This is a genomic window from Rhizorhabdus phycosphaerae (assembly GCF_011044255.1).
Taxonomy (GTDB): Bacteria; Pseudomonadota; Alphaproteobacteria; order Sphingomonadales; family Sphingomonadaceae; genus Rhizorhabdus; species Rhizorhabdus phycosphaerae.
The window spans coordinates 2831620-2844698 of the sequence record NZ_CP049107.1 but is presented as its reverse complement, the minus strand read 5'-3'; the positions used below and the strand labels follow the sequence as shown (position 1 = coordinate 2844698).

Annotated in this window: 12 protein-coding genes; 9 read left to right on the top strand and 3 right to left on the bottom strand. The window is 66.6% G+C overall.

Annotated features, from left to right (window positions below):
* Positions 1 to 14 precede the first annotated feature (14 nt).
* The 5 genes from gap to thiE all read left to right on the top strand — a co-directional run bounded on the left by gap (position 15) and on the right by thiE (position 4631).
* On the top strand, positions 15 to 1022 hold the full coding sequence (gap, locus tag G6P88_RS13220; RefSeq protein ID WP_165323581.1) for a type I glyceraldehyde-3-phosphate dehydrogenase: 1008 nt from the start codon (positions 15 to 17) through the stop codon (positions 1020 to 1022).
* A gap of 104 nt (positions 1023 to 1126) precedes the next feature.
* A complete protein-coding gene (locus G6P88_RS13215) occupies positions 1127 to 1582 on the top strand; it encodes an MOSC domain-containing protein (protein ID WP_165323580.1) in 456 nt (151 codons plus the stop codon).
* Between the two features lies 1 nt (position 1583).
* Positions 1584 to 2777, top strand: a complete 1194-nt coding sequence (locus G6P88_RS13210; protein WP_165323579.1) for a phosphoglycerate kinase — start codon at positions 1584 to 1586, stop codon at positions 2775 to 2777.
* A gap of 83 nt (positions 2778 to 2860) precedes the next feature.
* On the top strand, positions 2861 to 3757 hold the full coding sequence (locus tag G6P88_RS13205) for a fructose bisphosphate aldolase (protein WP_165323578.1): 897 nt from the start codon (positions 2861 to 2863) through the stop codon (positions 3755 to 3757).
* Between the two features lie 160 nt (positions 3758 to 3917).
* On the top strand, positions 3918 to 4631 hold the full coding sequence (gene thiE, locus G6P88_RS13200) for a thiamine phosphate synthase (RefSeq protein WP_165323577.1): 714 nt from the start codon (positions 3918 to 3920) through the stop codon (positions 4629 to 4631).
* 21 nt (positions 4632 to 4652) lie between these two features.
* Here the strand turns inward: thiE and G6P88_RS13195 are convergent, their stop codons facing one another.
* The gene (locus G6P88_RS13195; protein WP_165323576.1) at positions 4653 to 5186 is read right to left on the bottom strand and encodes a hypothetical protein; all 534 of its coding nucleotides are present in this window, start codon (positions 5184 to 5186) and stop codon (positions 4653 to 4655) included.
* Between the two features lie 49 nt (positions 5187 to 5235).
* Positions 5236 to 6516 carry a phosphoribosylamine--glycine ligase gene (gene purD, locus G6P88_RS13190; protein ID WP_165323575.1) on the bottom strand — a complete coding sequence of 427 codons (1281 nt, stop codon included), beginning with the start codon at positions 6514 to 6516 and terminating at the stop codon, positions 5236 to 5238.
* Between purD and xseA the strand changes: the two genes are divergently transcribed.
* From xseA to G6P88_RS13175, 3 genes are read left to right on the top strand one after another with little or no spacing between them, the layout of a single operon-like run.
* Complete coding sequence (xseA, locus tag G6P88_RS13185) at positions 6515 to 7993, top strand: exodeoxyribonuclease VII large subunit (RefSeq protein WP_165323574.1); 1479 nt, start codon at positions 6515 to 6517, stop codon at positions 7991 to 7993. The two genes, purD and xseA, sit on opposite strands and share 2 nt — an antisense overlap.
* A 43-nt stretch (positions 7994 to 8036) precedes the next feature.
* A complete protein-coding gene (locus G6P88_RS13180) occupies positions 8037 to 8234 on the top strand; it encodes a DUF2093 domain-containing protein (protein ID WP_165323573.1) in 198 nt (65 codons plus the stop codon).
* Positions 8231 to 9115 carry a M23 family metallopeptidase gene (locus G6P88_RS13175; RefSeq protein ID WP_226946556.1) on the top strand — a complete coding sequence of 295 codons (885 nt, stop codon included), beginning with the start codon at positions 8231 to 8233 and terminating at the stop codon, positions 9113 to 9115. Before G6P88_RS13180 ends, G6P88_RS13175 begins: the two co-directional genes overlap by 4 nt.
* Positions 9116 to 9154: 39 nt before the next feature.
* Here G6P88_RS13175 and G6P88_RS13170 read toward each other — a convergent pair whose 3' ends face one another.
* A complete protein-coding gene (locus G6P88_RS13170) occupies positions 9155 to 9694 on the bottom strand; it encodes a hypothetical protein (protein ID WP_165323572.1) in 540 nt (179 codons plus the stop codon).
* A gap of 264 nt (positions 9695 to 9958) precedes the next feature.
* Here G6P88_RS13170 and G6P88_RS13165 point away from each other — a divergent pair, with 264 nt between their 5' ends.
* The gene (locus G6P88_RS13165; protein ID WP_165323571.1) at positions 9959 to 12967 is read left to right on the top strand and encodes a TonB-dependent receptor domain-containing protein; all 3009 of its coding nucleotides are present in this window, start codon (positions 9959 to 9961) and stop codon (positions 12965 to 12967) included.
* Positions 12968 to 13079 lie beyond the last annotated feature (112 nt).

Below are 13079 nucleotides of genomic sequence, written 5' to 3'. Positions count from 1 at the left end.
GGAGATATCGGCACATGGCAGTCAAGGTTGCAATCAACGGCTTCGGTCGCATCGGTCGGAATGTGGCGCGCGCCATCCTCGAGCGCACCGATCACGACCTTGAGCTGGTCTCCATCAACGATCTGGCCGACGCCAAGGCCAACGCCCTGCTGTTCAAGCGCGACTCGGTCCATGGCGCCTTCAGCGGCACCGTCGAAGTCGACGGCAATGACCTGATCATCAACGGCAAGCGCATCCACGTCACCGCCGAGCGCGATCCGGCCAAGCTGCCGCACGCCGCCCAGGGCGTCGACATCGCACTGGAGTGCACTGGTTTCTTCACCAACCGCAAGGGCGGCCAGGCGCATATCGACGCCGGCGCCAAGCGCGTGCTGATCTCGGCCCCGGGCAAGGAAGTCGACCTGACCGTCGTGTTCGGCGTCAACCACGAGCAGCTGACCGCCGATCACATCATCGTGTCGAACGCGTCGTGCACCACCAACTGCCTCGCGCCCTTCGCCAAGGTGCTGCACGAGTCGATCGGTATCGAGCGCGGCCTGATGACCACGATCCACGCCTATACCAACGACCAGAAGATCCTCGACCAGATCCATGAGGATCCGCGCCGCGCCCGCGCCGCCGCGATGTCGATGATCCCGACCACCACCGGTGCCGCCCGCGCGGTCGCCGAGGTGCTGCCGGCGCTGAAGGGCAAGCTCGACGGTTCGGCGATCCGCGTGCCGACCCCGAACGTCTCGGTCGTCGACCTGACCTTCACCCCGTCGCGCGAAACGACGAAGGACGAGGTCAACGCGCTCCTCAAGGCGGCCGCCGAAGGCCCGCTGAAGGGCGTGCTCGGCTACACGGAGGAGCCGCTGGTCTCGATCGACTTCAACCATGACGCCCATTCGTCGACCATCGACAGCCTCGAGACCTCGGTTATCGAAGGCAAGCTCGTCCGCGTGCTCAGCTGGTACGACAATGAGTGGGGCTTCTCGAACCGCATGGTCGACACGGCCGGCGCGATCGGCAAGCTGCTCTGAGTTGAGACGAGGCCCGACCTTCCGCGTGGCAGCCGCCGCCACGGACCGCCGCCCGGCGGTCGTGGCGGACCGGCCCGTCGCGCGGGCGGGCGGAGCCGCCTGACATGGCCGGCCGGCTGATCGGTATCGCGCGCAAGGGCCGCGCCCATGGGCCTGTCGAGACGATCGATCATGTCGAGGTCGGCCTGGATACGGGAATCCACGGCGATCATCGTGGCGCCACCCGCCCGGGCAAGTCGAACCGGCGCCAGGTCACCATCCTCCGCCTGGAGGACTGGTCTGCGGCGATTGCGGAACTCGGCCGTGGGGTTTCCTGGGAACAGCGCCGGGCCAATTTGCTCGTCGAGGGCGTTGACCTGCCGCAGGCGCCAGGCGCCATGGTCCGGGTCGGCGCCGCCCTGTTCGAGATTACGGGCGAATGCGACCCGTGCCGGCGGATGGATGCCGTGGCCGACGGCCTGCAAAGCGCGCTGCGGCCCGATTGGAGGGGCGGCAGGATCGCGCGGGTGATCGAGGGCGGACGCATCGCGCTCGGCGATACTGTGGAAATCGAGGGATAAGATGGCTTTCAGGACACTCGACGATATCGGCGACGTGCGCGGCAAGCGCGTACTGGTCCGCGAAGACCTCAACGTGCCGATGGACGGCGCCACCGTCACCGACGACACGAGGCTGCGCGCCGCCGCGCCGACGGTAGCCGAGCTGTCGGACAAGGGCGCGATCGTGCTCGTCCTTGCCCATTTCGGCCGCCCAAAGGGTGAGCGCAATCCCGACATGAGCCTTGCCCTGGTCACCAGTGCGTTCCGCTCGGTGCTCGGCCGCGAGGTCCGCTTCATCGGCGATTGCTGTGGCGAGGAGGCGGAAGCCGCCGTCGCCCAGCTCCAGCCCGGCGACATCGCCCTGCTGGAGAACACCCGCTTCCACAAGGGCGAGGAAAAGAACGACCCCGAACTCGCCAAGGCGATGGCGCGTCTCGGCGACCTCTACGTCAACGACGCCTTCTCGGCCGCGCACCGTGCGCATGTCTCGACCGAAGCCCTCGCGCGTCTGCTCCCCGCCTATGCCGGCCGCTCAATGCAGGCCGAGCTGGAAGCACTGGAAAAGGCGCTCGGCAACCCCGAGCATCCGGTGGCCGCCGTCGTGGGCGGTGCCAAGGTCTCGACCAAGCTCGACGTGCTCAAGCATCTGGTCAGCCGGGTCGACCATCTCATCATCGGTGGCGGCATGGCCAACACCTTCCTCGCCGCGCGCGGCGTCGATGTCGGCAAGTCGCTGTGCGAGCATGACCTCAAGGACACCGTACTCGAAATCCTCGACGCCGCCGACAAGGCCGAGTGCATCGTCCACCTCCCCTATGACGTCGTCGTCGCCAAAGAATTCCGCGCCAACCCGCCGGTGCGCACCGTCAACGTCCATGAGGTCGCCGCCGACGAGATGATCCTCGATGTCGGCCCGGCGGCGGTGGAAGCGCTCGGCGATGCCCTCAAGACATGCCGCACGCTCGTCTGGAACGGGCCGATGGGCGCGTTCGAGATCAGCCCCTTCGACACCGCAACGGTCGCACTTGCCCGCACGGCGGCGGCGCTGACCAAGGGCGGCTCGCTGGTGTCGGTGGCCGGGGGCGGCGACACCGTCGCGGCGCTGAACCATGCCGGAGTCGCGGACGACTTCAGCTTCGTCTCGACCGCAGGCGGCGCCTTCCTCGAATGGATGGAAGGGCGGGAGCTTCCGGGAGTGAAGGCGCTCGACGCCTGACACTGCGCATCCGCGAAATTTTGCCAGGGAATCCATGGACGCCGCAAAGGCGCCATGCAGACATAGACAGGAGATAAGCACCCATGTTCGATCAGGAGACGGCGAAGAAGATCGCCGACGGCAAAGGCTTCATCGCGGCGCTCGACCAGAGCGGCGGTTCGACGCCCAAGGCTCTCAAGGGCTATGGCGTCGAGGAAGGCGCCTGGTCGACCGAGGAGGAGATGTTCGGCCTCATCCATGCGATGCGCACCCGCATCATCACCTCGCCGGTCTTCACCGGCGAAAAGGTGATCGGCGCGATCCTGTTCGAGCGGACGATGGACGGCCAGGCCGACGGCAAACCGGTCCCGCAAGTGCTCAACGAGCGCGGCGTCGTTCCCTTCATCAAGATCGATAAGGGGCTCGAGGATGAGGCGAACGGCGTCCAGCTGATGAAGCCGATGCCCGAACTGGACGCCCTTCTGGCGCGGGCCAAGAGCTTGGGCGTGTTCGGCACCAAGGAGCGTTCGGTGATCAACCTCGCCAATCGCGAGGGCATTGCCGCGATCGTCAAGCAGCAGTTCGAGGTCGGCCAGCAGGTCCTGGCCGGCGGGCTGATGCCGATCATCGAGCCCGAGGTGAACATCAAGAGCCCGGAGCGCGCCGAGGCCGACCAGATCCTGCTCGATGAACTGACCAAGGCGCTCGACGCGATGACCGGCGAAGACAAGGTCATGCTCAAGCTGTCGCTGCCGGCGAAGGCCGGCCTGTTCGACGCGCTGGTCGACCATCCCCGCGTGCTGCGCGTCGTCGCGCTGTCGGGTGGCTATAGCCGCCCGGACGCGTGCACCGAACTTGCGAAGAACCGCGGCGTCATCGCCAGCTTCAGCCGTGCGCTGCTCGAGGATCTGCGCGCGCAGATGACCGACGAGCAGTTCGACGCCTCTCTGGGTGCCGCGATCGACGAAATCTACACGGCGTCGACCAGCAAGACTGCCTGATTCCCTATGGAAGGGTGGGAGCAATCTCACCCTTCTTTCCGTCATTCCCGCGAAGGCGGGAATCCACCGGCGAACGAACTCCGGATCGCTAGAGGTTCGGCCGACCGACCCGGTGGATTCCCGCCTTCGCGGGAATGACGTTTGTGGCTAAGTGATAGGCATGACCACGACCGATATCGATGATTTCGACGAGGACGAGCTCCGGCTCGATCCCGCCTTTGCCGACCGGTTCGAGCGCGATGCAGCGCGGCCGCCCTGCAAACTCTACCTGATCTCGCCCGCATCGATCGACGAGCGCTTCGCCGAAACGCTGGCGGCAGCGCTGGATGCGGCGCCCGTCGTGGCCGCCTTCCAGCTGCGTCTGAAAGGCATCGACGAGCATCGCATCGCCGACCTTGCCCGCCCGTTGCAGGCGGTATGTGCGTCGCGCGAGGTCGCCTTCATCATCAATGATTCGATCGGCCTGGCGAAGCGCCTCGATGCCGATGGCGTGCATCTGGGCCAGGGCGATGGCGATCCGCGCGATGCCCGACAACAGCTCGGCCCCAAGGCGCAGATCGGCGTCACCTGTCATGACAGCCGCCATCTGGCGATGGAAGCGGGCGAGGCCGGGGCCGACTATGTCGCCTTCGGTGCTTTCTACCCGACCACCACCAAGGAGACCGAGCACCGGCCCGAGCCGTCGATCCTCGGCTGGTGGTCGACCCTGTTCGAACTGCCCTGCGTCGCGATCGGCGGGATAACGCCCGACAATTCAGCGCCGCTGATCGCCGCAGGCGCGGATTTCCTTGCTGTATCGGGCGCGGTCTGGAACGATCCAGAAGGTCCTGCGGCGGCCGTGAAAAAGTTCGCTGCGCTGGACGGCGTGGGCTGACGCCCACGCTGCCGGCTCGCTTCAGCCGAGTTTCCCGAATTCCTTCTCAAAACCGGCGATGTCGCCCTGCTCTAGATAGCGGGCCTGATCGATCCAGCGATCGCGAAAAATCCGTCCCTTGAACGCGCCGAGCCGGGCATCCACTTCGGCCGCCTGCGCCGGGTCGAGCGCCGCCAGCTGATCGAAACGGTGGATTCCGATTCCGTTGAGCACCGCCTTAGCCTTGGGCCCGAGCCCCTTGATCCGGGTAAGTTCGTCGGCGGGCAGGTCGGGATGCGCGTCGATACCAAGAACCGGCGTTGCCACGTCGAGCATGGCGGCCGCGGCGCTGTCCACCACACCCTTGCCTTCGTCGAGCGTCTCGACCGGCTTGATATCGGCCGGTGGCGTGGCGATGACGGCAGCGGCAAGCTCAGGCTCGGCGGCGCGCATGGACGCCGGCGCCGGCGTCTCGCTCAGCGACACGCGCTGCTTGGGCTTGCGTAGCAACAGGAAGAGCCCCGCAATCGCGATGATGGCGACAAGCGTGGCGATGATCAGCGTAGCGTTCGACATACCCCCGAAATCCCTCGTTACATTGACCTCTTGCGAACGCCCTTCGGCGTCAACCGTTCCGTTGCCGTGCCAGTTCCCGCCAGCCTATGTCGCGACGGCAGAAACCGCTCGCAAAGTCGAGCGCGTCGACCGCGGCATAGGCTGTGTCGCGCGCTTCGGCGATATCCTTGCCGAGCGCTGTGACATTCAGCACGCGTCCGCCATTGGCGACCAGCTCACCGTCCTTGAGCGCCGTGCCGGCGTGAAAGATCTTCGTGCCCTTGGCTTCCGCCGCCTCGATGTTTCGGATGGCCCCGCCCTTCGCAGGCGTGCCGGGATAGCCTTTGGCCGCCATCACCACGGTGAGCGCGCTGTTGGGTGACAGGCTCGGGCGCGCGATCTCGTGAAGCCGCCCTTCGGCAACCGCGAGCATCAGCGTCACCAGATCATCCTCGAGCCGGAGCATGAGCACCTGGCATTCGGGATCGCCGAAGCGAGCATTATACTCGATCAGCTTGGGGCCGTCGGCGGTCAGCATCAGGCCCGCATAGAGCACGCCCGAATAGGGGATGCCGGCCGCCGCCATGGCGCGCACCGTCGGCTCGACGATCTCGCGCATGGCCTGCGCTTCCAGCTCGGGGGTCAGCACCGGCGCCGGGCTATAGGCCCCCATCCCACCCGTGTTGGGGCCTGTGTCGCCGTCCCCGACGCGCTTGTGATCCTGCGCCGACCCGAAGGGGACGACCGTCGTCCCGTCGGTCAGCGCGAAGAAGCTCGCCTCCTCACCGGTCAGGAATTCCTCGATCACGACCTCGGCACCGGCGCTGCCGAAGCTGCCGCCGAACATGTCGTCGATCGCATTTTCCGCCTCGGCGCGGCTCTCGGCGATGACCACGCCCTTGCCGGCCGCCAGGCCGTCGGCCTTGATCACGACCGGAATCCCGAAGCTGTCGAGCGCCGCCTTGGCGGAGGACGCGTCGGAGAAGCGACCATAGGCTGCCGTGGGAATATTCTCGCGCCGGCAGAGATCCTTGGTGAAGCCTTTGGAGCCTTCGAGCTGGGCCGCCTCGCGGTTCGGGCCGAAGGTGAGGACGCCGTTGGCGCGCAGCAGATCGCCCATGCCGGCGACCAGCGGCGCCTCGGGCCCGATCACCACCAGCCCGACATTCTCCTCCCGAGCGAAGGCCAGGACGGATTCGGGATGGGTCGGATCGAGATCGACGCATTCGGCATATTGGGCTATGCCGGGATTGCCCGGCGCGGCGAACAATTTGGTGAGCCGGTCCGATTGCGCGAGCTTCCAGGCCAGCGCATCTTCGCGGCCCCCCGATCCCAACAGCAGGACGATCATGAACGATTTTCTCCCAGGCGTGCCCCCAAGCGACAGGCCCCGCCTGTTAGCCGAGGAGCAGCCGGGCGACAACGCACCCGCGCTGTCGGTGTCGGAATTATCCGGCGCGCTGAAAAGGACGGTCGAGGATGCCTTCGGATTCGTGCGCGTGCGCGGCGAGATTTCGGGTTTCAAGCGCCACAGCTCGGGCCATTGCTATCTGAGCCTCAAGGACGAGCGCGCCTGCATCGACGGGGTGGTGTGGAAAGGGCAGGCCTCCGCTATGCGCTTCCGCCCCGAGGACGGGATCGAAGTCATCGCGACCGGCAAGCTGACCACCTTCCCAGGCCGGTCCAAATATCAGATCGTGATCGATCGCATGGAGCTGGCGGGGCAGGGCGCGCTGATGGCGCTGCTCGACCAGCGCCGTCGCCAGCTCGCCGCCGAAGGCCTATTCGACGAGGAACGCAAGCGCCCCCTGCCTTTTCTGCCGCGCGTGATCGGCGTGGTGACGTCGCCGACCGGCGCGGTCATCCGCGACATTCTCCACCGCCTCGCCGATCGCTGCCCGAGCCATGTCATCCTGTGGCCGGTCGCGGTGCAGGGCGACGCCGCCGCGCCGCAGGTCGCCCGCGCGGTGCGCGGCTTCGGCGCCCTCTCGCCGGACGGACCGGTCCCGCGCCCCGACCTGCTGATCGTGGGGCGCGGCGGCGGCTCGATCGAGGATCTCTGGGCGTTCAACGAGGAAGAGGTCGTCCGCGCCATAGCCGAATCGCCGATCCCGGTGATCTCCGCGGTGGGCCACGAGACCGATACGACCCTGGCCGACTTCGCCGCCGACCGCCGCGCGCCGACGCCGACCGCTGCGGCGGAGATGGCGGTGCCAGTGCGCGCCGATCTCGCCCATCATGTGCGCGAGCTCGGGGGCCGCGCGGAACGGCTGGCACTGCGCTACCGCGAACGGGCGGCAGAGCGGTTCGAGGCCGTGGCCGATCGCCTGCCGACCCTCGACGGCCTCTTCGCGGGGCAGCAGCAGAGGCTCGACGACTTGGCAGACCGCCTTCCGCGTGCGCTGGGGCAGCGGCTCGCCCATGCGCGGAGCGACCTTGCCCAGGCCGCCGGCGCGCTCCGCCCCGCATTGCTCGACCGGAAATATGAGCGCGCCGCCGAGCGGCTTGCGTCGGTCCGGCTGAGCGACCGTCCGATCCGCTCCAAGATCGACCAGAACCGCGCGGCGCTCGACCAGCTGTGGCGCCTGGCCGAGCAGCTGCATCCCGATCGCCCGCTGCAGCGCGGCTATGTTCGCGTCGAACGCCGCGACGGAGGCGTGCTCAGCAACGCCCAGACGGCGCGGGAAGCGGGTCTGCTCACGCTTCATTTCGCCGATGGCGCGGTCGATGCGCGCGTCGATGGGGACGACATGCGCGCGTCGACAAGGCCGCCAGCCAGGGCGAAAGCCGCGCCCGACGAGGCCGCGCGCCAGCAAAAGCTCTTTTAGTCGCGCGGCGCAGGGCCCATATGCCGCCTTCGGAGGATAGACCATGTTGATGAATGCGGGCCGGGAGGCCCGGCTCCATTATCTCGCCAACGGCTTCCGCGTGCTGACGGGCGGCGACCATGTCGTCTGCGCGGTTTCGGGCGTCGCGATTCCGCTCGACGAGCTGCGCTATTGGAGCGTGGCGCGCCAGCAGCCTTATGCCAGCGCGGTCGAAGCGACCCAGGCGGAGCAGACGGCTTGAGGCCAGCGCGCCGGGCGCTCGCGCTCCTGCCGGTTCTGCTTGCCATCGCGGGCTGCACCACCGCGCCCGTTTCTCCACCGACGATCACGCCACCCACTGCCCCCGCCGCACGCGTGGTCGACAATGCCGACTTTCACCTGTCCGGTCGCATCGAGCAGGGTGGGCTGGCTTTCGGGATGCTGCCCGGCGGAGCAGCGCAGCTCATGCTCGGTGGCAAGCCCGTCCCGGTCGCTCCGGATGGCCGCTTTCTGGTCGGGTTCGATCGCGACGCCGGCCCCGGCGCCTTGCTTGAAGCCGTGCTTGCCGATGGCACGATATGGCGCCGCGCCCTCGTCGTCGCGCCGCGCGCCTGGCAGATCGAATCGCTCCCGACACTGCCCAGGGGCACCACGCCGACCCCCGAGTTCCTCGCACGGCGCAAGATTGAGCTGGAACGGATCGCAGCCGCCCGCGCGCAGGACAGCGGCAGTGTCGGCTGGCGGCAACGCTTTACCTGGCCGGTCACGGGCCGGATCAGCGGGGTGTTCGGATCGCAGCGCATCTACGCCGGCGAGCCGGGCAGCTTCCATTCGGGCGTCGACGTCGCCCGCCCGACCGGGACCCCGGTCGCGGCACCGGCCGACGGGGTCGTCATATTGGCAGCATCCGCCCCTTTCTCGCTCGAAGGCAATTTGCTCATGATCGATCATGGCATGGGGCTGAATTCGGCCTTCCTGCACCTGTCGCGGATCGACGTGGTGGTCGGACAGGCGGTGCGCCAGGGCGATATCGTCGGCGCCGTGGGCATGACCGGGCGAGCGACCGGGCCCCATCTCCACTGGTCGATGAAGTGGCGCGACGCCCGGGTCGATCCGGCCCCGATCGCCGGCCCCATGCCCTGACGACCGAAGACCGGGCCCCGGACCCGCACGATCGCTCCCCTATTCGACGCGGCGGAAGCGGATGCCCCGGCTGATGCCTACCGAGCCCAGATAGCTGCCGAGCGACGCCTTCCTGATCTTGACCTTGTCGCCGACGCGGGGCGGCACCGTCAGCGCGCCCCCCGTCTCCCAGGTCCCGGCGTCGTTCGCGAGCCGCAGCGCCCAGTCGCCCCCCTTGGACGGACGGACGCTGACCACAGTGCTCTCGATCTCCTGCACCTCGTCGGCCTTTTCTTCCTTCTCGTCGCCGTCGCCGAACAGCGAGAGTTTGGGCAGGGAGAAGCCGAACAACGATTTTTTGGTCTCGCGGATCTCCTTGCGGTCGACGACCACCAGATCCTTCTTCTTCTCGGCGTCCTCCATCGCGCCGACCGACCGGTCGTAGCAGGCGAGACGCTGGCCATTGTCGGCGATGCCGCGGCAGTCGAGCAGGTTGCGGAACAGCTCGGGGCGATCTCGGACCTTTTCAGCCGCGTTGGCGCCCGACATGGCGGCCATCGCGGATAGCCCTACAAGCGCTGAAAAATGCCGCTTTTTCATCCCATTCCTCCTGCCTTTGAAACAATATAACCATGCATGCCTTGATCCGCGCAATGCCGTTTCGCCACTGTTGCATAAATACGACAACAGCGGCCCAACATGCCTCTCCGGATTAACCTCCGCTTTACAGCTTGATCAGATTTCTTGCACATCAACGGGATGCCCGAGTGAGGGGTGTATGGTGTGCCAGCGCCTGCACCTTTTTGCGAGGGTTGAGCACGGGCCGACGATTCGGCCCGCTCACTCCAGAAAAGGGACTGGAAAGTGACCACTAAAATCAACAAGGTCAGCCGTTTCGGGCTGGGCTGCAGCGCTGTCGCGCTGAGCATCGCCGCGTTCGCGAGCGCGCCCGCGTTCGCGCAGGCCGCAGCGGATGGGGACGAAGAAGGCGCGGTCATCATCGTCACCGGTTCGCGCATTCCGCAGCCGAACCTGACCGGCGTCAGCCCGGTCACCGTGGTCGGCTCGCAGGAGTTCAAGCTCCAGGGCACGACCCGCACCGAAGACCTGATCAACAGCCTGCCGCAGACCTTCGCCGGCCAGGGCGGTAACCTCGCCAATGGCGCGACCGGTACCGCGACCGTCGACCTTCGCGGTCTGGGCGCCGAGCGTACGCTCGTCCTGATCAACGGTCGCCGCCTGATGCCGGGCGATCCCGACTCCTCCGCGGCCGATCTCAACATGGTGCCCGCCGCCATCGTCAAGCGCGTCGACGTGCTGACCGGCGGTGCATCGTCCACCTATGGTTCGGACGCGGTCGCCGGCGTCGTCAACTTCATCATGGACACCGACTTCGAAGGTTTCCGGATCGACGGCCAGTACAGCCTCTACCAGCACAACAACAGCAACGACACGCTGAAGGCCGCCCACGCTCGCCGTGGCTTCCCCTTCCCGTCGGGCAACACCGTCAATGGCGGCACCGTCGACGTCACCGTCTCCTTCGGTGGCAAGTTCGGCGACGACGACCAGGGCCACTTCATGGCCTATGCCGGCTACCGCAAGCTGAAGGCGGTCACGCAGAGCAAGTATGACTATTCGTCGTGCGCCTCGCAGGTCACGGCCGCCGGCGTCGTCAACTGCGGTGGCTCGGCCACCTCGGCGAACGGCACCTTCTTCGACTGGAACTCGAACACGCTCCAGATCGGTCCGAACCGCACCTTCCTTCCGGGCTTCACGCCGTACAACTTCGCGCCGCTGAACTATTTCCAGCGTCCCGACGAGCGCTACACGGCCGGCGTCTTCGCCGACTATGAAGTCAGCCCGGCCTTCCACCCCTATATGGAAGCCATGTTCATGGACGACCGCACGGTCGCCCAGATCGCCGAGTCGGGCAACTTCGGCAACACGCTCAGCGTCAACTGCGACAACCCGCTCCTGTCGGCCTCGCAGCGGGCCCAGATCTGCGTCCCCGGCAACCTGGTCACGCGCTTCACCGAAACCGGCTTCCCGCTGGTCGACGCTGGCGCGACGCCGATCACCTTCCGCGATCCGCTGACCGGCGCGCCCTATCAGCGCGCCTTCCTGCAGGCTCTGCGTCGTAACGTCGAAGGCGGCCCGCGCCGCAGCGATCTCCAGCACACCGCCTTCCGCATCGTCGGCGGCGCCAAGGGCGAACTCAGCCCGGTCTGGTCGTACGACGCTTATTACCTGTTCGGTCGCACCAACTATTCGCAGACCTACTTCAACGAGTTCTCGGCCTCGCGCCTGACCAATGCGATCGACGTCGTCACCGACCCGCGCACCGGCCAGCCCGCCTGCCGCGTCTTCGTTCTGGGTACCGACACGAACTGCCGTCCTTACGACATGTTCTCGCTCGGTGGCGTGACCCCCGAAGCACTAAACTACGTGCAGATCCCGGGCTTCCAGCGTGGCAACACGCAGGAGCGCGTCATCAGCGGCACCATCACCCGTCTGCTCGGCGAATATGGCTTGAAGTCGCCCTGGGCGAACGACGGTCTGGGCGTCGTGTTCGGTGCGGAATATCGCAAGGAGTCGCTGGAACTCGACACCGACGTCGCGTTCAGCACGGGCGACCTGACCGGCCAGGGTGCGGCTACGCTCCCGACCTCGGGTTCGTTCGACGTCAAGGAACTGTTCGGCGAGTTCCGTCTGCCGATCGTCGAGGAGCAGGGCATCCACGCTCTGACCCTGGAAGGCGCCTATCGCTATTCCGACTATAGCAGCGGCTTCACCACCGACACGTTCAAGATCGCGGTCGACTTCGCTCCGGTGCGGGACATCCGCTTCCGCGCGAGCTTCAACCGTGCGGTTCGCGCTCCGAACGTGCAGGATCTGTTTGCGCCGATCCGCGTCGCACTCAACGGCAACAGCGACCCCTGCGCGGATGGCTCGGCGACGGCGGCCCAATGCGCCCTCACCGGTCTGAATCCGGCCAATTATCCGGTCGCGGGCAATCCTGCCGGCCAGTATAACGGCCTGATCGGCGGCAATCCGAACCTCCAGCCGGAAAAGTCGGACACGAAGACGATCGGTATCGTGTTCCAGCCGACCTTCCTGCCGGGCTTCAACGCGACGGTCGACTGGTTCGACATCAAGGTGAAGAACCTGATCCAGGAATATGGTCAGGACGTGATCATCAACCAGTGCGTTACCACTGGCGATCCGACCTTCTGCTCGCTGATCCAGCGCGACGCGACCGGGTCGCTGTGGCGTTCGGCCAACGGCTTCGTCCGTGACCTTCCGCTCAACATCGGTGGTCTGAAGACCCGCGGTGTCGACGTGTCGGCCGGTTACACGACCCGCATCGGTGCCAACTCGCTGTCGTTCAGCATCATCGGCACCTGGCTCGACAAGATCGAGACCGACAACGGTGTGTCGGCTCCCTATGACTGCGCCGGTCTCTACGGCCTCGTCTGCGGCATCCCGAATCCGGAATGGCGCCACAAGGCCCGCGTGACCTTCGACATGGAGAACGGCCTCGGCCTGTCGCTCGCATGGCGTTACTTCGGCAAGGTCAAGATCGATCGCAGCAGCTCGAACCCGACGCTGACCGGCGCCTTCTCGCCGTTCAACGAGAAGATCCCGGCCCAGCATTACTTCGACCTGGCCGCGACCTATGCGATCAACGACCAGTACACCTTCCGTATGGGCGTTCAGAACCTGCTCGACAACGATCCGCCGATCATCGGCGCGAACGGTGCATCGGCAGTCAACAACGCCTGCACCGCGGTGTTCTGCTCGGGCAACACCTTCCCGGGCGTCTACGACGCCATGGGTCGTTACATCTACGCAGGCGTGACCCTCAACTTCTAATAGTCGAGGCGAAGCCGGAGGAGGCGGTGGGGGCAACCCTGCCGCCTCTTTCTTTTGGCAGTCGTGGCAAGCGCATCGACGCCCGTGATCGCGCCGCGTCGCGGACCGCTTC

Bases quoted from the DNA above. Each gene is read 5' to 3' on its own strand.
- thiE (WP_165323577.1), top strand. From the start codon at position 3,918: ATGACCACGACCGATATCGATGATTTCGACGAGGACGAGCTCCGGCTC.
- G6P88_RS13205 (WP_165323578.1), top strand. From the start codon at position 2,861: ATGTTCGATCAGGAGACGGCGAAGAAGATCGCCGACGGCAAAGGCTTC.
- xseA (WP_165323574.1), top strand. From the start codon at position 6,515: ATGAACGATTTTCTCCCAGGCGTGCCCCCAAGCGACAGGCCCCGCCTG.
- G6P88_RS13180 (WP_165323573.1), top strand. From the start codon at position 8,037: ATGTTGATGAATGCGGGCCGGGAGGCCCGGCTCCATTATCTCGCCAAC.
- G6P88_RS13170 (WP_165323572.1), bottom strand. From the start codon at position 9,694: ATGAAAAAGCGGCATTTTTCAGCGCTTGTAGGGCTATCCGCGATGGCC.
- purD (WP_165323575.1), bottom strand. From the start codon at position 6,516: ATGATCGTCCTGCTGTTGGGATCGGGGGGCCGCGAAGATGCGCTGGCC.
- G6P88_RS13215 (WP_165323580.1), top strand. From the start codon at position 1,127: ATGGCCGGCCGGCTGATCGGTATCGCGCGCAAGGGCCGCGCCCATGGG.
- G6P88_RS13195 (WP_165323576.1), bottom strand. From the start codon at position 5,186: ATGTCGAACGCTACGCTGATCATCGCCACGCTTGTCGCCATCATCGCG.
- G6P88_RS13210 (WP_165323579.1), top strand. From the start codon at position 1,584: ATGGCTTTCAGGACACTCGACGATATCGGCGACGTGCGCGGCAAGCGC.
- gap (WP_165323581.1), top strand. From the start codon at position 15: ATGGCAGTCAAGGTTGCAATCAACGGCTTCGGTCGCATCGGTCGGAAT.